This window comes from Huaxiibacter chinensis (assembly GCF_022171985.1).
Classification (GTDB): domain Bacteria; phylum Pseudomonadota; class Gammaproteobacteria; order Enterobacterales; family Enterobacteriaceae; genus Enterobacter; species Enterobacter chinensis_A.
In genome coordinates this window covers 109,695-134,765 of the sequence record NZ_JAJVHF010000008.1, presented here as the reverse complement: position 1 = coordinate 134,765, position 25,071 = coordinate 109,695, and the positions used below count along the sequence as shown (strand labels likewise).

Below are 25,071 nucleotides of genomic sequence, written 5' to 3'. Positions count from 1 at the left end.
TCAAAAAGGGCGGCGTTTTACGTTCCTGATGCTCGCCCTGGAATGGCGGATAGTATCGCCCCGGAAGCCAGCATAAACTTTGAAGGCTGCCAAACTCTCACTATCGCAAATCAAAAATTGTTATCAATTTATAGCAACCATGTTACCCACTGCCAAAACCAATGCCTCCCCGTCTGCTATGCTTTTTTGTTAAGTACGTCATGTATTTCGCAGAAGTGTGAACAAACGCACTCCACACATTCTTTTATTTCGAAGGAGTCATTGTTTATGAATCAGTTAGACGGCATCAAGCAATTCACCACCGTAGTGGCCGACAGCGGCGATATCGAATCCATACGCCATTACCAGCCGGAAGATGCAACCACTAACCCTTCACTGCTACTGAAAGCAGCGGGTCTGGCGCATTTCAGTCATTTGATTGATGACGCGATCGCCTACGGCAAACAGCGCGGAAAAACGCAGGAACAGCAGGTCGCTGAGGCCAGCGACAAACTGGCCGTTAATATTGGTGCGGAAATTCTGAAAAGCATCCCGGGCCGCGTCTCGACAGAGGTGGACGCCCGCCTGTCCTTTGACAAAGAGAAAAGCATCGCCAAAGCGCGTCGACTGGTCGAACTTTACCAGGAGCAGGACATTGATAAATCACGGATCCTGATCAAGCTTGCCTCCACCTGGGAGGGGATACAGGCCGCGGAAGTGCTGGAGAAAGAGGGCATCAACTGTAACCTGACGCTCCTGTTCTCCTTTGCCCAGGCCCGCGCCTGCGCCGAAGCGGGGGTGTTTTTGATCTCCCCGTTTGTGGGGCGTATTTACGACTGGTATCAGGCGAAACAGAAGATGGACCCGTACGTGGTCGAACAGGATCCGGGCGTGAAATCAGTGCGTAATATTTACGACTATTTCAAACAGCATCGCTATAACACCATCGTGATGGGGGCGAGCTTCCGCCGCACGGAACAGATTCTGGCGCTGGCAGGCTGCGACCGCCTGACCATCTCCCCTGACCTGCTTAAACAGCTGCAGGAAAGTGAAGAAACCGTCATGCGCAAGCTGATCCCAACCTCCACCGTTCTGCCAAAACCGAAACCGCTGACCGAAGCGGAGTTCCGCTGGGAACATAATCAGGACCCAATGGCCGTGGAAAAGCTGGCGGATGGCATTCGCCAGTTCGCCGTTGACCAGCGCAAGCTGGAAGACCTTCTCGCCGCCAAACTTTAATTTCGCCATGGAGTGAACTATGTCCCGTAAAGAACTCGCCAATGCCATTCGCGCCCTCAGTATGGATGCCGTGCAAAAAGCTAACTCCGGCCACCCGGGCGCACCCATGGGCATGGCCGATATTGCCGAAGTGTTATGGAATGATTTTCTGAAACACAACCCTAACGACCCAACGTGGTATGACCGCGACCGCTTTATTCTCTCTAACGGTCATGCGTCAATGCTGCTCTATAGCCTGCTGCATCTGTCCGGCTACGATCTGCCGCTGTCAGAAATCAAAAACTTCCGTCAGCTTCACTCCAAAACGCCCGGTCACCCGGAGCTTGGCTATACGCCCGGGGTGGAAACGACCACCGGCCCGCTGGGCCAGGGCCTGGCTAACGCAGTCGGCCTGGCGATTGCCGAGCGCACGCTGGCAGCCCAGTTTAACCAGCCTGACCATGAGATCGTCGATCACTTCACCTATGTTTTCATGGGTGATGGCTGTCTGATGGAGGGGATTTCGCATGAGGTTTGCTCGCTGGCGGGCACCTTAGGGCTGGGCAAGCTGATTGGGTTCTACGATCACAACGGTATCTCCATCGATGGTGAAACCACGGGCTGGTTTACCGACGACACGGCAAAACGCTTCGAGGCCTATCACTGGCACGTGGTCCATGAAATTGACGGGCACGATCCGCAGGCCGTCAAACAGGCCATTGAAGAAGCACAGCGTGTGACCGATAAACCGTCGCTGATCATCTGCCGCACAACCATCGGGTTTGGTTCACCGAACAAAGCGGGCAAAGAAGAGTCTCACGGCGCGGCGCTGGGCGAAGAGGAAGTGGCGTTAACCCGTCAGAAACTGGGCTGGAAATACCCGGCGTTCGAGATCCCCAAAGAGATTTACCACGCCTGTGATGCTCGCGAAGCGGGTGAAAAAGCCCAGCACGACTGGAATGCAAAATTTGCCGCCTACAAAGAGGCACATCCGGAACTCGCCGCTGAATTTTCCCGCCGCATGAGCGGAGAACTGCCCGCCGACTGGGAAGCGAAAACGCAGGAACTGATTGAAAACCTGCAGGCTAATCCGGCTAAAATCGCCACCCGTAAGGCCTCGCAAAATACCCTGAACGTCATCGGTCCTCTTCTGCCCGAACTGCTGGGCGGTTCCGCGGATTTGGCCCCCAGTAACCTCACCATCTGGTCGGGCTCGACGTCGCTGAAAGAAGATATTGCCGGCAACTATATTCACTACGGCGTACGCGAATTTGGCATGACCGCGATTGCCAACGGCATCGCCCACCACGGCGGATTTGTCCCTTATACCGCCACTTTCCTGATGTTTGTCGAATATGCCCGTAACGCGGCGCGTATGGCGGCGCTGATGAAAGCACGTCAAATTATGGTTTACACCCACGACTCCATCGGTCTGGGGGAAGATGGGCCAACGCACCAGGCGGTGGAACAACTCGCCAGCTTACGTCTGACGCCGAACTTCAGCACCTGGAGACCATGCGATCAGGTGGAAGCCGCGGTAGGCTGGAAACTGGCCGTTGAACGGCACAACGGCCCTACGGCGCTGATCTTGTCCCGACAAAACTTGCTGCAAATTGAGCGTAGCCCGGAGCAGGTGAAAAACATCGCCCGTGGGGGATACATTCTTAAAGACAGCGGCGGTAAGCCGGATGTGATTTTAATCGCCACAGGGTCTGAAATCGAAATTACGGTAAAAGCGGCAGAAAAACTTACCGCTGAAGGGCATGCCGTGCGCGTCGTCTCGCTGCCTTCCACCGATATTTTTGATGCCCAGGATGAGGCGTACCGCGAATCGGTTCTGCCTTCCAGCGTCGCCGCTCGCGTGGCGGTGGAAGCCGGGATCGCCGACTACTGGTACAAATACGTTGGGCTGAAAGGCGCCATCGTGGGGATGACCGGCTACGGCGAATCCGCCCCGGCCGATAAATTGTTCCCGTACTTTGGCTTTACCGTGGAAAACGTGGTTGAAAAAGCGCTAAGCGTCATTTAGCGCGTGATCCACAGAGTGGGCCAGGCATCTGGCCCATGCCAGTTATCGCAGGTAGGTTCTTCTGCATAACGCACCAGACGAAAGCGCTGGCCGTCAAAACGCCAGCGTGTCTGGATACCGCAATCGCCCAGTCCTCGTCCTAATGCCAGCGTGGTCAATTCACGATTTTTTTCATCGAAACCGGCATTCATTAACTCCATTTCTCCTCCCTCGCTCGAGGGGGTAAACGGCAGACGCAAGCGTACTGGACGGGCAGCGAACGGTTTTTTACGCGATACCAGCCAGGCCAGATCGACGGTGTTATAGGCACCCGCTTCACAGCTAATGATTAATAGCGCTTTGTCATCGGTTAAGGCCGTCACGCGCACTTCGCGCCGATTCGGGTCGAGGGAGCACTGGCTGTTGTTCATGCGCCAGGTGCCATAATCCAGAAGATCGTTAAGCTCATCATGCATCAGCGGCGTAGGCGTGGGATTGACGACGGCCACCTTTTTTAATGCCGGTGCCGGGGGCACGCTGAGCGGCGGATCGTCTCCTTTTTTTATCCACGCGGTTTCGCTGCCGACACGCTTTTGCTGAGCATCGATAAAGAGCATCGCCGCCTTCAGACCATCCAGGGACGCGCGCTGCGTCCCGCCGCTCAGGGCGAGCGTCTGGCCTTCCTGAATCGTTTTCAGAAAAGCGTTGATCGTGGCCGTATCGTCGGTCGCCAGACGCCACGGCGTCAGCTGCCAGTGAGCTGCTTTGAGGGTGAGAGGGGCATTATCCAGGCGCAGGCGTGGCGCAATCGGCGGCTCAGTGGGTGCGGGGCTCGCTAACCCTCCCAGCTCAATGCGTAAGGTCGCATCCGTTTTTGCTCCCGCACTGCGGCTCAGCGTCATGACCAGCCCTCCCTGCTCAGCGGTATTTCGCGCGATGCAGAAATTCTGGTTATTGCAGGTGACCTGCCAGTCAGTAAAGGATTGCTGTGCAGGCGCCGCCTGAACCGCAGAGGCGGAAAGTACGCTGAGCAACAGAGTAAGGAGAACGCAGTGGCGCATGGAAGAGACTATCCCGGGAACAGAAGCTGACAAACTGGCTGTATCTTCATGTTCTGTTCCGGGGAGAACAATCAGAATCGTCGGATAGATTCATCTGAAATGCAATTTATTGACATAGCGTCGTGATGGCACTCAGTTCATCAGCCCTGAGGTCTGGAGATACTGCAGTAAAATTACCGTCTTTCCGTCCTGTATTTCTCCCGTTTTCACCATCGCCAGTGCCTGGGTAAAGGGGATTTCCAGAACCTCAATATCCTCGTCTTCCACGCCGCCGCCTGCCTGCGTGCGCTGGGCATCGGTATATTCACCAATGTAGAAGTGAATAAGTTCCGTCACGCCACCCGGCGACATATACAGCTCAAAGACCTTTTTCACCTCACCGACGACAAAACCAGTCTCTTCGATGGCTTCTTTGCGCGCGCAGACTTCTGGCTCATCGGCATCCAGCAAGCCGGCGCAGGTTTCGATAAGCCGACCATCCGGGTTACCGTTTACCCAGGTCGCCATACGGAACTGACGGACCAACACCACCGTTTGTTTTACCGGGCTGTAAAGCAAAATAGTCGCGCCATTGCCTCTGTCGTACACTTCGCGTTTATGGCGGATCACTTCGCCATTGTTTCGCACCAGATCGTAGGTGATATTGCGCAAAATAAAGTAATTGTCAGAAAGAATTTTGTCTTTGATAACGTCGATTTTCAGGGTCATACCGGCTCCGCAGCGTAATAAGCTGACTATATTACGCCGCGAAAACCGCTTTGTCGCCCGCGAGGCTAATGCATTTTTAGCCCACTGCTGATGCCCAGCCAATCCAGCATACCCTGTGCCGCATGGCGCCCTTCCGCCATCGCGGTCACGACCAGATCCGCGCCCCGCACCACGTCGCCACCGGCAAATATTTGCGGATTGCTGGTCTGATACCGGTAGCGGCTTTCCACACTGGCCACAATGCGCCCCCATTCGTCCACCGCCACGCCCTGGGCCTGCAGCCAGGGCATGGCGTGAGGATGGAAGCCGAACGCCATGATGACCGCATCAGCAGGCATGATAAATTCACTCCCCTCTATGGGCACAGGCCGACGACGACCCTGCGCATCGGGCTCACCCAGCTGAGTACGCCGCAGGCGAATACCGTTTACCCGGCCTGCGTCATTGCGCATGAGTTCCACGGGCTGCACGTTAAACTCAAAGCGAGCCCCCTCTTCCCGGGCATTTTTCACCTCTTTTATCGAACCGGGCATGTTGGCTTCGTCACGACGATAAGCACAGGTGACCTCCGTTGCCCCCTGGCGCAGAGCGGTGCGCACGCAGTCCATGGCCGTATCCCCGCCGCCCAGCACCACAACCTTTACTCCTTCCGTACTGATATACGGCTCTTCGGCGGATGCCGCGATGCCCATCAGCTGGCGGGTATTCGCCGCCAGGAACGGCAGGGCGTCGTAAACGCCCGGCGCATCCTCGTTCGGAATCCCTGCTTTCATGGAGCGGTAGGTGCCCACGCCAACAAACACCGCATCGTAGTCGTGGAGAAGCTGCGACAGCGGTATGTCCTTGCCAATGTCACAGTTCAGTTCAAAGCGGATACCCATCGCGGAAAATATTTCCCGACGCCGGGCCAGCAGCGATTTATCAAGCTTAAAGGCCGGAATACCGAAGGTCAGCAAACCGCCGATTTCCGGGTGCCGGTCAAAGACGGTCACGTTCACGCCGTGACGAATAAGACGATCGGCACAAGCAAGGCCGGCCGGACCCGCGCCAATGACGGCAATGCGCTTATTGACCGGGACCACGGCCGACATATCCGGTCGCCAGCCTTGTGCCAGCGCCCGATCGGAAATGTAGCGTTCAATCTGGCCGATGGTCACTGAACCGGCGGTATCGCGTACCGTACACGCGCCTTCGCACAGGCGGTCCTGCGGGCAGACGCGACCGGTGATTTCCGGCAGGCAGTTCGTCTGATGCGAAAGCGCTACCGCCGAGTGGATATCACCCGCGTTGACCCGCTCAATCCACTGAGGAATCGTGTTATGCAGCGGGCAGTTCCATTCACAAATCGAATGCTCGCCGCATTTCAGGCACCGCGCGGCTTCTCGCTTCGCCTGCGCTGTGCGAAACGGCAGATAGAGTTCGTTGAAGTTGCCTGCGCGTTCGGCCGGACTGAGCTTGTCCGGCTCCCCACGGGGAATAAGGGTGCGCATGCGCTGATGAAGCGTGCCTGGCGCTTTTTCACGGTCCGCCGCGCCGGTGTGCCATGGCTCTGCCTCCTGGCGGGCAGTGCGTTCGCGGCGTGTTTTCGCCAGACGATTCAGCAGGGCGGGAGTGGCCAGGGTCAGGGCTTTTGCAGGACAGCTTTCTACACAGGCCGGTCCTTGTGGCCTGTCGCGGCAGAGGTCGCATTTATGCGCTGTGGTATGGGTTCGCCCGTCCGCGAGCGGGACGACGACCATATCCATGGTGCCAAACGGGCACGCCACCATGCAGGCCTTACAGCCAATGCATCGCTGCGCGTTAACCTGCACGCTATGCTCGTCTTTTGTTATGGCCCTGTTTGGGCAACTTTGCGCGCAGGGCGCATTTTCACAGTGGTGACAGGTCACTGCGCCATGACGCTCCCCCCGTTTAAGCACCGTGATGCGTGGTATAAACTGGCGTTGAGTCAGAACATGCTGCTCGTTATTATGCCCCATCACGCACGCCACTTCACAAGCGTGACAGCCAATACAGCGTTCATTGTCAGCCATAATAAAACGATTCATAAAAGCACCCGTTCTGTTAGCATTAACCCTTATTTTTATAAGAATATTGTATTTACCGATCCAGCGGCGTTGAGGCAATGTTCAATTGCCCAAAATCTGGCGTTATTGACAACTATCCTGTAGTAGATCAATTAATTTCACCTTCCGTGAAATTGTGTTTCATTTTGTTCGGGAAGCGATAAAGTGATTGTTAAACGTCCTGTCTCAGGAAGCCTGGCCCGGGCTTTTCTGTCGATTATTTTGCTCTCCATCCTCACCAGCGGTATTGCACTCATGACGCTTGCCAGCAGCCTGCGGGATGCTGAAGCCATTAATATTGCCGGCTCACTTCGCATGCAGAGCTACCGCCTGGGCTACGATCTTGAGCGCAACAACGTGAGCATTGCTGAACATCGTCTTCACTGGCAGAAGACCCTCAACACGCCGGTCCTTCAGGAGCTGGATCGCTGGTATGTACCGGAATCGGTCAAACAGGGCTATCAGCAACTGCAGGTCGCCTGGCAGGAGATGGACAGCCACCTCGAGGCGAAGGATAAAGCCTGGTATCAGGCGCACATTCAGCAGTATGTCCAACGCATTGACGCGTTTGTGCTGGCGCTCCAGCACTATGCCGAGCATAAAATGCAGCTGGTGGTAGCCCTTTCACTGGCCGGTGGGCTGGGTATTTTACTGTTAGCGGTGATCACCCTGCGTCAGATCCGACGTCAGGTGGTGGCCCCGCTGAATCATCTGGTTGCCGCAAGCCTGCAAATGGAACAGGGTGATTTCAATATTCATGCGCCCGGCGCGAGCCTGCCTAATGAAATCGGCCTGCTGTCCCGCACGTTTAACCATATGTCGTCCGAACTGGATAAGCACTATCGCTTACTGGAAACCACGGTCGAAGAAAAAACGCACCATCTGAACGAAGCCCATCAGCAGCTTGAACTGCTGTTCACCTGCTCTCAGGCGCTGAATACCAGTCAGATCGATACGCACTGTTTCCGTCATATCCTGCAAATCGTGCAGGCTTACACCGGTATGAACTATCTGGAATTACAATCGAGTGACAACTGGAGGCTTTGCGAAGGCGTAAAGCAAGCCGACCGCGAGCTTATCGCCCTGCCCGTCATCATGCAGGATACCCGGTTTGGCGAGCTACGCTGGCAGCATGAAAATGTCGATGTTTCTTTACCTCTGATGAAAAGCGTCGCCACCATGCTGGGGCGCGGTCTGTATTTCAATCAGGCGCAGAAGCATTATCAGCAGCTGTTATTGATGGAAGAACGCGCCACGATTGCGCGTGAGTTACACGATTCGCTGGCGCAAGTGTTGTCCTATTTGCGCATTCAGCTGGCGCTGCTCAAGCGCGCTGTGCCGCAGGATAACGTACCGGCGCAGGCCATCATTGCTGATTTCTCGCGAGAGCTGAACAACGCCTGGCGTCAGCTGCGGGAACTTCTGACGACCTTCCGTCTGACACTCAATCACTCCAACCTTCCGGCGGCCTTGCAGGAGGCGCTGGATGGACTGCAAAGCCAGACGAGCGCCGCGCTTCATCTCGACTGCCGTCTCTCCTCTCTGGCGCTGGATGCACAAAAACAGGTGCATCTGCTGCAGATCGTGCGCGAAGCGGTGCTCAACGCCATTAAACATGCGCAGGCGACTGAGATCATCGTCAGTTGCGTTACCGCGCCCGACGGCGAGCACACGGTTTCTGTTCGGGATAATGGCGTGGGTATCGGGGATGCCAGCGAGCCGCCGGGCCATTACGGTCTGAATATCATGCGCGAACGCGCGGGACGCCTGGGCGGAACGTTGACCTTTTCTCAGCCGCAAAACGGCGGTACTCAGGTCTCCGTTCGCTTCCGTTCTTCGACGTCAAGTGACGGTAAATAAGGGTAAATTAAAGAAGCGTGCTCTTTGTTCACTGCCTAATCGGGCCATACTCCCGGGTACAGCGTGAAGGAAACGAATGATAATTTACATTATCTTCTTAATTTCTCCACGTTTGGCATCCGCCTAACCGCTAGAGTGTTGCGGGCAATGTACAATAACGATGCGCAGCAAAACGAGGTCCATTTTTCATGGCGAATTTCTTCATCGATCGCCCCATTTTTGCCTGGGTGTTGGCAATTATTTTATGTCTGACAGGCACACTTGCCATTTTGTCACTTCCCGTTGAGCAATATCCCGATCTGGCCCCGCCGAATGTGCGGATCACCGCCAACTACCCTGGCGCGTCGGCTCAGACGCTTGAGAACACCGTCACCCAGGTTATTGAGCAGAATATGACCGGGCTCGATAACCTGATGTACATGTCGTCACAGAGCAGCGCAACCGGACAGGCGACCGTAACCTTGAGCTTTAGTGCCGGTGCCGACCCGGACGAGGCGGTGCAACAGGTGCAAAATCAGCTGCAATCGGCCATGCGTAAATTGCCGCAAGCGGTACAGAATCAGGGCGTGACCGTCCGTAAAACGGGCGACTCCAATATCCTTACCATCGCCTTCGTCTCTACCGACGGCTCGATGGATAAGCAGGATATTGCGGACTACGTCGCCAGTAATATTCAGGACCCCCTGAGCCGAATTAACGGCGTCGGTGATATTGACGCCTATGGTTCGCAATATTCGATGCGTATCTGGCTCGACCCGGCAAAACTTAACAGCGTGCAGATGACCGCAACGGACGTCACGGATGCCATTAAATCCCAGAATGCGCAAATTGCCGTGGGTCAGCTGGGCGGTACCCCTTCCGTGGATAAGCAGGCGCTGAACGCCACGATCAACTCGCAGTCGCTGTTACAGACCCCGCAGCAGTTCCGCGATATCACCCTGCGCGTCAATCAGGATGGTTCCGAAGTGCGTCTGGGCGATGTGGCGACCGTGGAGATGGGGGCCGAGAAATATGACTATCTCAGCCGCTTTAACGGGAAACAGGCTTCCGGACTGGGGGTAAAGCTTGCTTCGGGCGCAAACGAAATGGCGACGGCGAAGCTGGTCCTCGATCGACTGGATGAGCTGTCGCACTATTTTCCGCACGGGCTGGAATATAAAGTCGCTTATGAAACCACCTCCTTTGTGAAGGCTTCGATTGAGGATGTGGTTAAAACTCTGCTCGAAGCGATCGCGCTGGTGTTCCTGGTGATGTACCTCTTCCTGCAAAATTTCCGGGCGACACTTATCCCGACAATCGCGGTTCCGGTGGTTTTGCTGGGGACCTTTGCCGTGCTGTATGCCTTTGGCTACAGCATCAACACCCTTACCATGTTTGCCATGGTGCTGGCGATTGGTCTGCTGGTGGACGATGCCATTGTGGTGGTGGAAAACGTCGAGCGCATCATGACCGAGGAGGGTCTCTCGCCGCGAGAGGCCACCCGTAAGTCGATGGGCCAGATTCAGGGTGCTCTGGTCGGTATCGCGATGGTGCTGTCGGCGGTCTTTGTCCCTATGGCGTTCTTCGGCGGTACCACCGGAGCCATCTACCGCCAGTTCTCCATCACCATCGTGTCGGCAATGGTGTTGTCCGTACTGGTGGCGATGATTCTGACGCCTGCACTGTGCTCGACGCTACTCAAACCGCTGCACAAAGGTGAACAGCACGGGCAGACAGGCTTCTTTGGCTGGTTTAACCGGATGTTCAACCGAAATGCCGCACGCTACGAGGCAGGCGTGGCGAAGATTTTACACCGTAGCCTGCGCTGGATAGTTATCTACATCCTGCTGCTCGGGGGCATGGTCTTTTTATTCCTGCGTCTGCCCACCTCCTTCCTGCCGCTGGAAGACCGGGGTATGTTCATCACGTCCGTTCAGCTTCCGAGTGGAGCAACCCAGCAGCAGACCCTGAAAGTGGTCGAAAAGGTTGAGTCGTACTATTTCAACCAGGAAAAAGACAACATTGTGTCGGTGTTTTCCACGGTAGGCTCCGGGCCTGGCGGCAACGGGCAGAACGTAGCGCGAATGTTTGTTCGCCTGAAAGACTGGAAAGACAGGGACAGCACGGCAGGCTCCTCGTTTGCCATTATTGAACGGGCCACCAAAGCCTTCAGCCGCATTAAGGAAGCACGCGTCTTTGCCAGCAGTCCGGCCGCCATCAGCGGGCTTGGCAGCTCCGCAGGTTTCGATATGGAACTGCAGGATCACGCCGGGGCCGGTCACGATGCGCTGATGGCGGCCCGCGATCGGCTGCTTGAACTGGCGGGCAAAGATCCGTCCCTGACCCGCGTCCGACACAATGGTCTTGATGACAGCCCACAGCTACAGATTGATATCGATCAGCGAAAAGCGCAGGCGCTCGGGGTTTCTATTGATGACATAAATGACACCCTGCAAACCGCCTGGGGCTCAAGCTACGTGAATGACTTTATGGACCGGGGCCGCGTGAAGAAGGTCTATGTTCAGGCTGCCGCCCCTTATCGCATGCTGCCTGACGATATTAACCTGTGGTATGTGCGGAATAATGCCGGGGGCATGGTGCCGTTTTCCGCCTTTGCCACGTCGCACTGGGAGAGCGGTTCTCCGCGCCTCGAACGCTATAACGGCTACTCCGCGCTGGAAATCGTCGGGGAAGCCGCGCCTGGCGTCAGTACCGGTACGGCCATGGACGTCATGGAGAAACTGGTACAGCAGCTGCCGACGGGCTTTGGTCTGGAATGGACGGCGATGTCCTATCAGGAAAGGTTATCCGGGGCACAGGCCCCTGCCCTCTATGCGCTCTCGCTGCTGGTTGTCTTCCTGTGTCTGGCCGCGCTGTATGAAAGCTGGTCCGTACCGTTCTCGGTGATGCTGGTGGTTCCGCTTGGGGTCATTGGCGCGCTGTTAGCCACCTGGATGCGCGGGCTGGAGAATGACGTCTATTTCCAGGTCGGGCTGTTAACGGTGATTGGCCTGTCGGCGAAAAACGCCATTTTGATTGTCGAATTTGCCAATGAGATGAACGCGAAAGGCCATGATTTGTTGTCTTCCACGCTGCATGCGTGCCGTCAGCGGTTGCGACCTATTTTGATGACGTCGCTGGCGTTTGTGTTTGGCGTCCTGCCGATGGCAACCAGTTCCGGCGCGGGTTCAAGCAGTCAGCATGCGGTCGGTACGGGCGTAATGGGCGGGATGATTTCAGCCACCGTTTTGGCTATCTATTTTGTGCCGTTATTCTTTGTGCTGGTACGCCGCCGCTTCCCGCTGAAGGAGCGGCCTGAGTAACGGGCAGAAATAAAAAAGGCGGCTGTGAGGGCCGCCTTTTACTGCGTGATTATATTCACGCTATCGTTTTTTTGCTTAATACGTGCTCTTGCAATTCTTCCAGAATGTCATTTACGAAGCATATCTTCGATAAAGTCTTTCCAGTTCCCCAGTTCATGTTCAATCATAACAACCTCGTTTCTTATTATGCGTATTCTACGAAAATCTGACTTCTTTGTGAAGAACGTTTAATCAATTGCTGCGATTGTTTACCCCGCCCTGTTTGTATTTACGCTAAATATGAACGTATCACCGTAAACTTTATGTGACCAATAGCAATATTTTGAAATAACCATTCATTCGGGTGAGAGCGGCTCTTACCCACTGTTTCTGGCGGAATATATCTCAACTGGACAACTATGCGAAAAAGATGAAAGAATATTCGGCGTACACATGTAGCGCGAATAAAGCCTTATATTAAAAATAACTGATAATGCGAATGTGTTATATTTCCCAACATTACACAACATCTAAAATATTGAACATTTACTGCAAATTAAAACAAAAGGATTCACCATGATTGTGATGTACGGCATTAAAAATTGTGACACCATCAAAAAAGCGCGCCGTTATCTGGAGGCGAACAACGTTGACTACCGTTTTCATGATTACCGCGTCGATGGCCTTGATGCCGATTTTTTGCATAGCGCAATCGCCGAACTCGGATGGGAAGCCCTGCTGAATACCCGTGGCACCACCTGGCGTAAACTGGACGAAAATGTACGCAATAGCATCAAGGACGCCGACAGCGCCGCAAAATTAATGCTTGAAATGCCTGCGATAATCAAACGCCCATTGCTCTGCGCGCCCGGGCAGCCTATGCTGCTTGGCTTTAGTGAATCCAGTTACCAGACTTATATTTGAGGTGCAGTCTATGTCTTGCCCGGTCATTGAGCTGACTCAGCAGCTTATTCGCCGTCCTTCCCTTAGCCCGGATGACGCAGGTTGTCAGGCGTTAATGATTGAACGCCTGCGTGCGATAGGTTTTACCATCGAGCGTATGGACAGTGGCGACACCCAGAATTTCTGGGCCTGGCGCGGTCAGGGCGAAACGCTGGCATTTGCCGGGCATACCGATGTGGTTCCGGCCGGCGACGCAGACCGCTGGATCAACCCGCCGTTTGAACCCACTATCCGTGACGGCATGCTTTTTGGGCGCGGCGCGGCCGACATGAAAGGTTCGCTGGCGGCGATGGTTGTGGCGGCGGAACGCTTTGTGGCCCAGCACCCTCAGCATAAAAACCGTCTTGCGTTTTTGATCACCTCTGATGAAGAAGCCAGTGCTAAAAACGGCACCGTGAAGGTTGTCGAAGCGCTGATGGCGCGTCAGGAACGCCTGGATTATTGCCTTGTCGGGGAACCGTCCAGTACCGAAGTGGTGGGTGATGTCGTGAAAAACGGTCGTCGCGGGTCACTGACCTGCAATCTGACGATTCACGGCGTGCAGGGGCATGTTGCCTATCCGCATCTGGCGGATAATCCGGTTCATCGTGCCGCACCCATGCTCAACGAGCTGGTGGGAATCGAGTGGGACCAGGGGAATGAATTCTTCCCGCCAACCAGTATGCAAATTGCTAACGTGCAGGCCGGAACGGGCAGCAATAACGTCATTCCAGGCGATCTGTTTGTGCAGTTCAATTTCCGTTTCAGTACGGAACTGACTGATGAAATGATCAAAGCCCGGGTTCACGCCCTGCTGGAAAAACACGCTCTGCGTTACACCGTCGACTGGTGGCTCTCCGGTCAGCCATTCCTGACGCAGCGCGGTAAGCTGGTCGATGCGGTGGTAAATGCCATCGCGCACTATAATGAAATAAAGCCACAACTGCTGACGACCGGGGGGACATCTGACGGGCGCTTTATTGCTCGTATGGGTGCACAGGTTGTCGAACTGGGACCAGTAAACGCCACCATTCATAAAATTAACGAATGCGTGAACGCGGCTGATTTACAGCTACTGGCAAGAATGTATCAACGTATCATGGAGCAGCTCGTCGCCTGACGACTGCTCTGAGAAGGAATAGCGAATGGACTGGCTGGCAAAATACTGGTGGATTTTGGTGTTGGTGTTCCTGGTCGGCGTGCTGCTGAACGTGATCAAAGATCTCAAGCGTGTCGATCACAAGAAGTTCCTCGCCAACAAACCTGAGCTCCCGCCTCATCGTGACTTTAACGATAAGTGGGACGACGACGACAAGTGGCCGGATAAAGACCAGAAGAAGTAAACCGTTCTGCGTTGACCGCCCTCTCCTGCCGGGAAGGGCGGTTAAGTCTTACATAAACTCAACGATATCATCATCGTTTGGTTTACCGCCGCTCAGCGCCTCGTCAAAGTAGTGCTTCGGCACGGTATAACGCAGATGATCCAGCGCAAACTGCATGCTGCGATCGTCAATGGCATGTCCCAGCTCATCGACGATATCCAGCGTCACATCTCCCCCAGCCCGGATCAAGGCTTCCTGCGCTGCAACCGCATGAGAAAGCTCAATAACCCTGTCCTCACCGCCGTGGATCAAATGGATCGTCGTTAAGGTCGATGAGGTTTCCGGCAAGGTCGCAAAACGTCCGTTGAAAGCAATCACGCGTGAGGCAAGCCCCGGTTGCGCCTTCACGCTTTCAAGGGACATGATAGCCCCCTGGGAGAAGCCAATCAGTGCCGTAGCCGCAGCGTTGACGCCGCTTTGCTGCTGCCAGTGGCGTACCGTTTCGATAAACGTCGGCATAATGGCATCGATGCGTGCCTGGCGATTCTCTTCGCTGACATCCTGCACGGAAAACCACTGACGTCCGTCAGGGCCGCAGGCTTCCACACCGCCAATGCTGATAATCAGAGCATCAGGAAAAACGGGCGCAAACCAGCTTCCGATTTGTCCCATATTGACCGGATTATCCCCGACCCCATGGAACAAAAGTAATAATTGCTGCGCGGGTTTATCGGGGCTTTGAACAATAAAATGGTCATGTTTCATGGCAGTCTCCTGAATCGATAAGCGGGATTCTACGCCTTTGCGGGGTGATGACCATGCCACTTTACTGAAGAAGTCAGTGAAAAAATTGCCATTGCATAATGGCCGTTTTCAGCTGCTCGCAGCGGGTGGGATCCAGTGCTGACAACGCCTGCGCCGTCTCAGCGCGCTGTGCGACGAGCAGCGCTTTGCGCCCCGGAAGTGCAAGGGTTGACCCCAGTGCGGCATCGTCCAGACCCCGCTCAATTTTGCCCCGCAATGCCTGAAGAGGCCGTTCGCTTTCCATCAGCAGCCGCGTCAGCGCAGCCACTGAGGCAGAGAAAGGCCGGTGGGCAAAGGCAAAGCCGGCCAGCTCCAGCCAGTCGTCACTGTTAAGGGTAGACGCCCAGCCATCGACGACAGGGATCTTTTCGCCATTCCAGCGTTCAATGACGCGCGCATCGCGACAAAGCCTGCGGTGCTCCCCTTCGCATAACGCCCTGCCCGCTTCCGTAAGCGGCAAGAGCGCCATCGCGGTGTAACACCCGCTACTGGCCTCCCGATGGCTCCCCATGCGCACCAGCACAAAGCCGCAACGCTGCCAGAAGCGCCACAGTTCGTCGGTATAGCCGAAGCTGACGGAAAGGTAGTCCAGGTTTTCCGCCCGGCTGACGGCGTGAATCAGCGCCTGCCCCGTGCCCGCTCGCTGACGAGCAGGATGCACCGCGACGCGAGAGATGCGCCGCCCCGTCAAGGTCGCGGCTAGTGGCGCACCGCCGTGTGCGGCCAGCGACTGCGCCACCAGATTACCACGTGGCCGACGGTAGCCCGCCCAGACGGCCTGACTTAGCGCCGGGCTTAACCCGCCCTCATCCACCAGCCACAGCGCGCCGGTGAGCGTGTCTGCCACCTGCGCCACGGCAAAATGCTGCCCCGGCGCATCCATCATGCGTCTCAGGTCGAGGGGCGAAGTACGGTAATGCGCCGAGCACAGCAGCGCATAGATACGGGCAGCAAGCTCAGGCTGATGTTCCCAGACCTGCGGCTCCACGGGGGTAATGAACGTTTCTCCCGTCAGGGGCGCGGGGCCGGGTTCATCATCAAACAGCAATGCACTGGCAATGACCCGCTCAAGGGGACAGCCTGGCGCCCAGCGGACGGGCTCTGAAAGTGAATAATGATGCAGATGGCTGAAGCGGGCGCAGAATTTCAGTAAAAATCCCCGGCCCGTTCCTTCATAGCCTTGCACGGTGGTGGTCAGCAGGACGCGTGAAAAGCGAGAGACCAGCTTCCCGAGCAGAGGGCCGGGAATGGCGGCCGCTTCATCAACCACCAGCCAGTCCGCGTCTTCCGTGCAGGCTAACAACGCATCTGGTGCCATAAAGTGGTATTTGTCACCGGCAAACTGCGCAATAACCTCGGTTGCCCCTTTAGCCGGGGCCGTCACAAGCGCGCGACCCTTTATCCGCTGCAACAGCATGCCAGCAAGCGCCGACTTCCCGCGTCCACGGGGGGCGGTCACCACGGCAACGCCGGATGCCATTGATTCCAGCGCGGTCAAAATCTTCGCCTGTTCGTTCAGCGGTTCCCCGCTGGCAGGAAGCCACTCCGGCGCGAAAGGCAGGGGGGCGACAGGTAGCGGGTCATGCTGCTGCCAGACAATGACCGCCGGGTCCTGAGTGATAACCCGACAAAAATGGCGAACAAAACGAGGAGTGGATACAGGATTGGGACTGTCGCTCCAGCGCACGGAGTCCTGGTCGACCTGCTCTGGCCAGCGGGTGAGCGCTGGCAGCAACAAGACCAGCAGGCTGCCGGCACGCAGCGTGCCGCTGAGTGCCGCAAAAGCGGAAACATCGAACCCGCAGCGGGCATCGAAGATAGCATGGGTGAACTCGCGCCCCAGCAGCCTGCTGAGCGCCTTGGGCGCACAGCCTGGCTCAACGGACGCGTCATCCCCTACCCATAGCCAGTCTCCGGGAAGTTGCTCACGTAATGCCTGCGAGCGGGCCTGTGTCCAGCTTACATCGCCGCTCAGCACAACCAGGCGGCGGTGCCCTTCTCGCGCTAACTGCGCCACGATTGACGCGAAAGGCGCCACCGTTTCCTCCCTGACGAGCAAAACTACAGCTCTTTACCGAAGGTATTGCACTGCGCCGGGTCGCCGCTGGTGAAGCCCCGTTTGAACCAGCTGTAACGCTGTTCAGAGGTCCCGTGCGTGAAGCTGTCTGGCACGACGCGCCCCTGGCTTTGCTGCTGAAGCCGATCGTCGCCTATGGCCTGAGCGGCATTCAGCGCCTCTTCAAGATCGCCCGTCTCCAGCACGCCCTGCTGCTGCATACTGTTGCCCCAGACGCCTGCAAAGCAGTCTGCCTGCAGCTCCATACGCACCGACAGACGATTCACTTCCGCCTGGCTGGCATTTTGCTGAAGCTGACGTACTTTGGGTTCGATACCGAGTAATTTTTGCACATGATGACCGACCTCATGCGCGATAACGTAGCCCTGGGCGAAATCGCCGTCGGCACCTAGCTTGCGCTTCATGTCGTCATAGAAAGAGAGGTCAATATATACCGTGCCGTCGGCTGGGCAGTAGAACGGCCCCATCACCGATTGACCGGTCCCGCAGCCGGTGCGCGTTGCACCGCGATACATCACCAGCTTAGGTTGCTGGTAGGTACGGCCCATTTTTTCGAACTGCTGGCTCCAGGAGTCTTCGGTGGTAGCCAGAATGACCGAGGTGAATTTCGCGGCCTCATCTTCATCGGGGCTGATGGAACGCTGGGAGGTTTGCTGTTGTTGAATCGGCTCGCCCGTCATTAAACCGGTGAGATCGACCCCGTAATACCCTGCCACCAGAACAATGACCAGAAGAACGATACCGCCTTTCCCGGTGGGTAAGCGAAAACCGCCCCCGCCCATTGACGGCCCGCCACTACTGCGTCTGTCTTCTACATTGTCACTTTCACGACGCCCTTGCCAGCGCATAAACACCTCGAATCAATCCCAACAGTCATAGAGTGATCGTAGGCGGTTAGTGGCAGGATTACCATAGTAAACAAGCGTAAGAGGCCAAAGGATGCGCACATCCTTTGGCAACGGAGGAAAATCAGTCGAGTTTAACGCCCAGACGATGCGCGACGGCTTCATAGGCTTCAATCAGGCCACCCAGGCTCTGACGGAAACGGTCTTTATCCATTTTATCGAGGGTTTCTTTATCCCACAGGCGGCTGCCGTCCGGCGAGAACTCATCACCCAGCACGACTTCGCCTTTGTAGAGCCCGAACTCCAGCTTGAAGTCGACAAGGATCAGACCCGCATCGTCAAACAGCTTTTTCAGCACGTCGTTCGCTTTATAGGTCAGTTCCTGCATCCGTGCCAGGTTCTCTTTACTCACCCAGCCAAAGGTTTCGCAGTAGGATTCGTTGACCATCGGGTCGTGCATTTCATCGTTTTTGAGGAACAGATCAAACAGCGGCGGGTTAAGCTCGATGCCCTCTTCGATACCCAGGCGCTTCACCAGTGAGCCTGCGGCGCGGTTACGAATGACACACTCAACCGGCACCATATCCAGTTTTTTAACCAGACATTCCGTGTCGGACAGCAACGCTTCCATCTGGGTAGGAATACCCGCTTCAGCCAGCTTGCTCATAATGAAATGGTTGAACTTGTTGTTCACCATGCCCTTACGATCGAACTGCTCAATGCGTGCGCCATCCCCTGCTGACGTATCATTGCGGAACTCGAGCACCAACAGATCCGGGTTTTCGGTGCTGTATACGGTCTTCGCTTTGCCACGATACAACTCAGCTTGCTTCTGCATCTTCATTACTCCTGGTGTGATGATATGTATTCAAAACTGGGAATATTATGCCACGCACACGTTTGCGTAGCACGAAAATAAAAAGGGCTGGATTAACCAGCCCTCAATTTTACTTGCTGAATGCGGCCTGGAAGACGGCCACCAGCGCATCGTTCTGCGACTGGGTCAGCGTGTGACCTTTCGGGTCGATAAACTGCAAGCTGCTGCGGTTATCAAGGTCGCCGACCTGGATTTTGTAATCGCCCGACGCCAGTTCTGGATCGCGTGCACCCAGCTCCTGCCATGCGCTGTCCGACAACGGCTTGTAGGTTGCCGTGATGCTGCCCGTTGAACGGGTGCTGTCGGTCACTTTCATGCCCACTTTTTCAAGCGTGGCAGGCAGACGTTGCCAGGTCTGGTTAAACGGCGCACGAACCACCAGCATTGGCAGACCGGTGTCATCCGCCGCGCTCTGTACATCGAAGGTGATGCCGTTGCGATTCTGAGAGGCATTAGCCGCATCGGTTGCGTTCTTATCGAGACCGGACGCAATGACGTTCAGCAGTTCGGTGCTATAACGCTGCAGAGAAGCTGCATCCGCAACCGGTTTACCCGCCTGCTCCAGGTTCAACAGCTTAACCGTCACGGCCTGCTGATAACCCTGTGGTTTTACAGAGACTTGATAACGACCACGGTACTGCTGGTCTTCATCCAGACGGCTCCATTGGATCCAGTCTGTGGTCAGCGTCTGGCTGGCGTCGTCACGCTTGTCAATGGTGTAATTTTTTGACTGTAGCACGCTGACAACCTGCGGCCAAAGGGTGCTGTTGCGGCTATTTTCCACCAGCAACGTTGCGGAATCCCCGGTAAATTGGGTGCGCGCACCGCTCACCAGCGCCAGAGGCTGCGCAGGCGGACGAATATCAAGCGCTTTACCGACTGCACCGCTACCGTTGGTCACCGGAATGTTGTAATCGCCGTTTTGAATCGGCAGGATCATGCCAGCTGGTGAATGAAGTTCAGCTAGCGGCGTCGCATCCAGATAGGATTCGTCACCGCTCACCTGGCGCTTGTAGCGCGAGTCAGAACTACAGGCAGCGAGCAGCATAACAAGCGAAACACCCGCAACCTTTACCAGGCGCGACTTCTGTACTGAGTAAGCCATCAAATCTCCCTAAACTTTACAGCAAACCGGCATGCTTCAGCGCCGAGGCCACCACATCACGACCGTGGTCAGTGATAGGGGTCATCGGCAGACGCAGCGTATCGGTCGCTACAAGTCCCAACTCCTTACATGCCCATTTCACTGGGATCGGATTGGGTTCGACAAATAATTTATTATGCAGCGGCATCAGACGCTGATTAATCACGCGAGCTTCATCATAATGACCCGCCGCTGCCAGTTTGCACATTTCAGCCATATCGCGTGCTGCAATGTTGGCGGTAACGGAAATCACGCCATGGCCGCCAAGCTGCATAAAGTCCAGCGAGGTGGCATCATCGCCGCTCAGCAGGATAAAGTCATCAGAAACCAGCTCTTTGATCTGATGAACACGACTTAAGTTCCCTGTAGCCTCTTTAATAGCGATAATATTTTTGACTTTAGAGAGACGACCCACGGTTTCCGGCAGCATATCGCAGCCAGTACGCGACGGCACATTATACAGGATTTGCGGCAAGTCAGTATGTTCAGCGATGGCCTTGAAGTGCTGGAAAAGCCCTTCCTGGGTTGGACGATTGTAATAAGGCGTCACGGTGAGGCAGCCTACAATCCCGCTGTTGTTAAAACGCTGGGTCAGGCTGATGGCTTCTGCGGTGGCGTTTGCGCCCGTACCCGCAATGACCGGGATACGCCCGTCAGCCAGTTCAACGGTCATCATGACCACGTCGCCGTGCTCTTCGTGGCTCAGGGTGGCAGATTCACCGGTAGTTCCTACCGAAACAATCGCCGAGGTGCCGTTGGCGACATGATAATCAATCAGTTTCTTCAGGCTTGACCGACAGACATTACCTTTCTCATCCATCGGCGTAACAATCGCAACAATACTTCCCGTGAACATGGGCCATCCTCTGTGCAAACAAGATTCTCAATGTTACGTTTGGAACTGTAATAAAAGCAAGCGACGTAAGGCGTTCAGGCGGTTGTATGCATGTTTTTTTTATGCTTTCCTTATGAGACTCAACCACGCATAGGAAGAACAGGTTTGACAACCTCATCACAACATTACCTGGTTATCACTGCGCTGGGTGCCGACAGAGCGGGGATCGTAAACGCCATCACCCGCCACGTTAGCAGCTGCGGCTGTAATATCGAAGACAGCCGGCTGGCCATGCTGGGTGAAGAATTTACGTTTATCATGTTACTTTCCGGGACGTGGAATGCCATTACGCTGATTGAATCAACCCTGCCGCTTAAAGGCGCGGAGATGGATTTACTGATCGTCATGAAGCGCACCAATGCCCGCCCGCGTCCAGCCATGCCCGCCACCGTCTGGGTGCAGGTTGAGGTCGCTGACTCGCCGCATCTGGTTGAACGTTTCACGGCTCTTTTTGATAGCCATCAGATGAATATTGCCGAGCTGGTTTCCCGCACGCACCCCGGCGACAGTGACGCCCTGCCCACGCTCTTTATTCAGATTACGGCGCACAGTCCTGCTTCACAGGATGCATCAAATATCGAGCAAGCCTTCAAAGCGCTCTGTACAGAACTCAACGCACAAGGCAGTATTAACGTCGTCAATTATTCCCAGCATGAACAGGATGGAGTTGCGTAATGAATCATCTGAAAGCCGGTGACCTTGCACCGAAATTTAGCCTGCCCGATCAAGACGGCGAGCAAGTAAATTTGGCCGACTTCCAGGGACAGCGTGTTCTGGTCTATTTCTACCCAAAAGCCATGACGCCAGGCTGTACCGTACAAGCGTGCGGACTACGCGATAACATGGACGATTTGAAAAAAGCCGGCGTGGATGTGCTGGGTATCAGCACCGACAAGCCAGAAAAGTTATCACGCTTCGCTGAAAAAGAGGTGCTGAACTTTACCTTGCTCTCGGACGAAGACCATCAGGTTTGCGAGCAGTTTGGCGTCTGGGGTGAAAAAACCTTTATGGGTAAAACCTACGACGGCATTCATCGCATCAGCTTCCTGATCGATGCGGACGGTAAAGTTGAGCACGTGTTTGATGACTTCAAAACCAGCAATCACCACGACGTGGTGTTGAAGTGGTTGAAAGAAAACGCGTAATAAAAAGCAAAACGGCAACCCAGGTTGCCGTTTTTCATGTTTGCTCACTCTCCCACGAAAGAGGGGTTATTGAGCACCCTGTTTACGTTTCTTCCACCGCCGGAACGTCTGGCCAGGCATGTACCACCGCCTTAATCAGCGTCGCCAGCGGAATGGCGAAGAACACGCCCCAGAATCCCCACAGCCCGCCAAAGATCACCACCGACAGGATAATGACCAGCGGATGCAGGTTCACGGCTTCTGAGAACAGCACCGGCACCAGCAAATTACCATCCAACCCTTGAATAATCAGGTAGACCGCAAAGCAACTCCAGAACTCCGTTCCCAGCCCAAACTGGAACAGCGCCACGCCGACCACCGGAAGGGTCACAACAAATGCGCCGATATAGGGAATCAATACGGAGAAGCCCACCAGCACGGCCAGCAGAAGTGAATAGTTGAGGCCAAAGATCAGGAAGCCTATCCACGTCGCCACGCCGACCACAATCATCTCCAGCACTTTACCGCGAATATAGTTGGTGATCTGCTGATTCATCTCCTTCCAGACCTGCCCCGCCAGGCCACGGTTACGCGGCAGGATGCGGCGAACGGCATTCAGCATCTGTTCTTTGTCCTTCACGAGGAAGAAGACCATCAGGGGCACCAGCACCAGATAAACGGCCAGCGTTAACAGGCCCACCAGTGATGCCAGAGAGTATTTCACCACAGAATCCCCCATCGTCATGATGCGGGCGCGCATGTTTTCTGCCATGGCATCAATGATCCCCGCATCCATCAGCGCCGGGTAACGGCGCGGCAGCGTGGCGGCAAAATCAGAGAGTTTATTCAGCATACCCGGCATGTCGCGAATGAGGTAAATGCCCTGCTGCCAGGCCACAGGCAGGACCACAAACGACATCAGCAGGAGGATCCCCACAAAGAAGACCAGCACAATGCTGGTTGCCCAGCGCCGTGAGCAGCCAATTCTCTCCAGCCTGACCGTGGGCCACTCAAGCAGATAAGCCAGCACGATAGCCACCAGCAGCGGGGCTAACAGACCACTAAAGAAGAAAAGGATTCCGAACCCGGCAACCAGAATAACTAACAGCGCAATCGCCTCGGGATCGCTAAAACGACGCCGATACCACTGCTTTAACATTTCGAGCATACAACCCTTCCCTGAATCGGATGGCGGGAGTGAGAGGTGAATTGTATCTAACTGTCACATAAAAGACTTTCGCTTTTTGCCTTTGCGTCACGTTTCGTAAAAGCACGCGGATGGGATTTTCTTCATGCGCTAACACGGCTACACTCGCAGAGCAGTGGAAGGTGAACGTTATGTCGGTTCATCGGTCAAATTAGCACATCCAATATACAGGGCAGAGGTTATGTTCAGGCAATTGAAAAAAACTCTGGCGGCAACGCTTATCGCCGCACTGACCGTCGGTCAGATGATGCCAGCCTTCGCTGACTCGTTCGATACTTTGCCGGATATGGGTACCTCAGCAGGAAGCACGCTCTCCATCGGACAGGAAATGCAGATGGGTGATTTCTATGTGCGCCAGCTGCGCGGCAGTGCGCCGCTGATCAATGACCCGCTCCTGGTGCAATACATTAACGGTTTAGGCATGCGCCTTGTGGCCCATGCTAATTCAGTCAAAACGCCCTTCCACTTCTATTTAATTAATAATGACGAAATCAACGCCTTCGCCTTTTTTGGCGGCAATGTGGTGCTGCATTCGGCGTTATTCCGCTATGCCGATAACGAAAGCCAGCTGGCCTCGGTCATGGCTCACGAAATCTCGCACGTGACCCAGCGCCACCTGGCCCGCGCAATGGAAGACCAAAAGCGTAACGCCCCGCTCACCTGGGTGGGGGCGCTTGGCTCCATTTTACTGGCAATGGCCAGCCCGCAGGCCGGGATGGCGGCGCTCACCGGCACCCTGGCAGGGACGCGTCAGGGCATGATCAGCTTTACCCAACAGAACGAACAGGAAGCCGACCGCATCGGTATTCAGGTGTTGCAGCGCGCAGGCTTTGATCCGCAGGCAATGCCCACATTCCTGGAAAAACTGCTCGATCAGGCGCGATACTCTACGCGTCCGCCCGAGATTTTGCTGACCCACCCTCTGCCCGAAAGCCGCCTGTCCGACGCGCGCAACCGCGCAAACCAGATGCGCCCGGTTGTCGTGCAGTCTTCCCAGGATTTTTACATGGCGAAGGTCAGAACGCTGGGGATGTACAATTCCGGACGTAACCAGCTGACCAACGATCTGCTTGATGCGCTGGAAAAAGGCAATGTCCGCGAGCAGAACGCCGCGAAATATGGCCGGGCGTTACAGGCAATGGAGGCCAATCGGTATGATGAAGCACGCAAAGCGCTTCAGCCCATGCTGGCTGCCGATGCGAATAACCCGTGGTACCTCGATCTGTCCACCGATATCGATCTCGGCCAGAAGAAAACCGCCGATGCGATTAACCGCCTGAAGAATGCCAAAGATCTGCGCACCAATCCGGTGCTGCAACTCAATCTGGCGAACGCTTACTTACAGGGCGGACAGGCCAAAGAGGCCGCCACCATCCTGAACCGCTATACCTTTACCTATAAAGACGACCCCAACGGCTGGGATCTGCTGGCACAGGCCGAAGCGCAGTTGGGCAATCGCGATCAGGAACTTGCCGCGCGGGCAGAAGGCTTTGCTCTCGTGGGCAGGCTCGATCAGTCGATATCCTTGCTCAGCAGCGCCAGCTCACAGGTGAAACTGGGGAGCCTGCAACAGGCGCGTTATGACGCGCGTATCGATCAGTTGCGCAGTCTACAGCAACGCTTCAAGCCGTATGAAAAGATGTAAAAAGGAGA

The 25,071-nt window shown here is 55.4% G+C and carries 21 protein-coding genes; 10 read left to right on the top strand and 11 right to left on the bottom strand.

What is annotated here, in order from left to right:
* The first annotated feature begins 267 nt into the window (after positions 1–267).
* The gene (gene tal / locus LZP96_RS17495) at positions 268–1,218 is read left to right on the top strand and encodes a transaldolase (RefSeq protein WP_064326933.1); all 951 of its coding nucleotides are present in this window, start codon (positions 268–270) and stop codon (positions 1,216–1,218) included.
* A 19-nt stretch (positions 1,219–1,237) separates the two neighbouring features.
* Complete coding sequence (tkt, locus tag LZP96_RS17490; protein WP_258926189.1) at positions 1,238–3,226, top strand: transketolase; 1,989 nt, start codon at positions 1,238–1,240, stop codon at positions 3,224–3,226.
* Here tkt and LZP96_RS17485 read toward each other — a convergent pair.
* From LZP96_RS17485 to aegA, 3 genes are all read right to left on the bottom strand, one after another.
* Positions 3,223–4,266 carry a DUF1176 domain-containing protein gene (locus LZP96_RS17485; RefSeq protein WP_064326935.1) on the bottom strand — a complete coding sequence of 348 codons (1,044 nt, stop codon included), beginning with the start codon at positions 4,264–4,266 and terminating at the stop codon, positions 3,223–3,225. The genes tkt and LZP96_RS17485 overlap by 4 nt on opposite strands.
* A 132-nt stretch (positions 4,267–4,398) precedes the next feature.
* A complete protein-coding gene (nudK, locus tag LZP96_RS17480; protein ID WP_064326936.1) occupies positions 4,399–4,974 on the bottom strand; it encodes a GDP-mannose pyrophosphatase NudK in 576 nt (191 codons plus the stop codon).
* 65 nt (positions 4,975–5,039) lie between these two features.
* Complete coding sequence (gene aegA / locus LZP96_RS17475) at positions 5,040–7,022, bottom strand: formate-dependent uric acid utilization protein AegA (protein ID WP_064326937.1); 1,983 nt, start codon at positions 7,020–7,022, stop codon at positions 5,040–5,042.
* Positions 7,023–7,205: 183 nt separating this feature from the next.
* Between aegA and narQ the strand changes: the two genes are divergently transcribed.
* Both narQ and acrD read left to right on the top strand, forming a co-directional pair.
* On the top strand, positions 7,206–8,900 hold the full coding sequence (gene narQ, locus LZP96_RS17470) for a nitrate/nitrite two-component system sensor histidine kinase NarQ (RefSeq protein ID WP_064326938.1): 1,695 nt from the start codon (positions 7,206–7,208) through the stop codon (positions 8,898–8,900).
* 188 nt (positions 8,901–9,088) lie between these two features.
* Positions 9,089–12,202, top strand: coding sequence for a multidrug efflux RND transporter permease AcrD (acrD, locus tag LZP96_RS17465; RefSeq protein ID WP_258926188.1), 3,114 nt, complete (start codon positions 9,089–9,091; stop codon positions 12,200–12,202).
* 107 nt (positions 12,203–12,309) lie between these two features.
* Here acrD and ypfM read toward each other — a convergent pair whose 3' ends face one another.
* Entirely contained in the window at positions 12,310–12,369 is a 60-nt protein-coding gene (gene ypfM / locus LZP96_RS17460) for a protein YpfM (protein ID WP_087867655.1), read from the bottom strand.
* Between the two features lie 388 nt (positions 12,370–12,757).
* Here ypfM and LZP96_RS17455 point away from each other — a divergent pair, with 388 nt between their 5' ends.
* The 3 genes from LZP96_RS17455 to LZP96_RS17445 are packed head-to-tail and all read left to right on the top strand — an operon-like array spanning position 12,758 to position 14,466.
* Positions 12,758–13,105, top strand: coding sequence for an ArsC family reductase (locus LZP96_RS17455; RefSeq protein ID WP_064326940.1), 348 nt, complete (start codon positions 12,758–12,760; stop codon positions 13,103–13,105).
* Between the two features lie 10 nt (positions 13,106–13,115).
* Positions 13,116–14,243 carry a succinyl-diaminopimelate desuccinylase gene (gene dapE / locus LZP96_RS17450; RefSeq protein ID WP_064326941.1) on the top strand — a complete coding sequence of 376 codons (1,128 nt, stop codon included), beginning with the start codon at positions 13,116–13,118 and terminating at the stop codon, positions 14,241–14,243.
* Positions 14,244–14,268: 25 nt separating this feature from the next.
* Positions 14,269–14,466, top strand: a complete 198-nt coding sequence (locus LZP96_RS17445) for a YpfN family protein (protein WP_064326942.1) — start codon at positions 14,269–14,271, stop codon at positions 14,464–14,466.
* A gap of 48 nt (positions 14,467–14,514) precedes the next feature.
* Here LZP96_RS17445 and ypfH read toward each other — a convergent pair whose 3' ends face one another.
* From ypfH to dapA, 6 genes are all read right to left on the bottom strand, one after another.
* Positions 14,515–15,210 carry an esterase gene (ypfH, locus tag LZP96_RS17440; RefSeq protein WP_064326943.1) on the bottom strand — a complete coding sequence of 232 codons (696 nt, stop codon included), beginning with the start codon at positions 15,208–15,210 and terminating at the stop codon, positions 14,515–14,517.
* A gap of 73 nt (positions 15,211–15,283) precedes the next feature.
* Complete coding sequence (locus LZP96_RS17435; protein WP_064326944.1) at positions 15,284–17,287, bottom strand: tRNA(Met) cytidine acetyltransferase TmcA; 2,004 nt, start codon at positions 17,285–17,287, stop codon at positions 15,284–15,286.
* 23 nt (positions 17,288–17,310) lie between these two features.
* Positions 17,311–18,174 carry a KPN_02809 family neutral zinc metallopeptidase gene (gene ypfJ, locus LZP96_RS17430; protein WP_064326945.1) on the bottom strand — a complete coding sequence of 288 codons (864 nt, stop codon included), beginning with the start codon at positions 18,172–18,174 and terminating at the stop codon, positions 17,311–17,313.
* Between the two features lie 121 nt (positions 18,175–18,295).
* Positions 18,296–19,009: a phosphoribosylaminoimidazolesuccinocarboxamide synthase gene (gene purC / locus LZP96_RS17425; RefSeq protein ID WP_064326946.1), complete on the bottom strand. Its 714-nt coding sequence runs from the start codon at positions 19,007–19,009 to the stop codon at positions 18,296–18,298.
* A gap of 109 nt (positions 19,010–19,118) precedes the next feature.
* Positions 19,119–20,153 (bottom strand): outer membrane protein assembly factor BamC, encoded by a 1,035-nt coding sequence (gene bamC, locus LZP96_RS17420; protein WP_064326947.1) that lies wholly within the window; start codon positions 20,151–20,153, stop codon positions 19,119–19,121.
* Positions 20,154–20,169: 16 nt separating this feature from the next.
* Positions 20,170–21,048 carry a 4-hydroxy-tetrahydrodipicolinate synthase gene (gene dapA / locus LZP96_RS17415; RefSeq protein WP_064326948.1) on the bottom strand — a complete coding sequence of 293 codons (879 nt, stop codon included), beginning with the start codon at positions 21,046–21,048 and terminating at the stop codon, positions 20,170–20,172.
* A gap of 144 nt (positions 21,049–21,192) precedes the next feature.
* Between dapA and LZP96_RS17410 the strand changes: the two genes are divergently transcribed.
* Positions 21,193–21,762, top strand: a complete 570-nt coding sequence (locus tag LZP96_RS17410; protein WP_064326949.1) for a glycine cleavage system transcriptional repressor — start codon at positions 21,193–21,195, stop codon at positions 21,760–21,762.
* Positions 21,762–22,232, top strand: a complete 471-nt coding sequence (bcp, locus tag LZP96_RS17405; RefSeq protein ID WP_064326950.1) for a thioredoxin-dependent thiol peroxidase — start codon at positions 21,762–21,764, stop codon at positions 22,230–22,232. The genes LZP96_RS17410 and bcp overlap by 1 nt, the downstream gene beginning before the upstream one ends.
* Before the next feature lie 82 nt (positions 22,233–22,314).
* On the opposite strand, the gene LZP96_RS17400 is transcribed toward bcp, so the two are convergent.
* On the bottom strand, positions 22,315–23,379 hold the full coding sequence (locus LZP96_RS17400; RefSeq protein WP_064326951.1) for an AI-2E family transporter: 1,065 nt from the start codon (positions 23,377–23,379) through the stop codon (positions 22,315–22,317).
* A 220-nt stretch (positions 23,380–23,599) separates the two neighbouring features.
* Between LZP96_RS17400 and bepA the strand changes: the two genes are divergently transcribed.
* Complete coding sequence (gene bepA, locus LZP96_RS17395) at positions 23,600–25,063, top strand: beta-barrel assembly-enhancing protease (protein ID WP_064326952.1); 1,464 nt, start codon at positions 23,600–23,602, stop codon at positions 25,061–25,063.
* Positions 25,064–25,071: the final 8 nt, after the last annotated feature.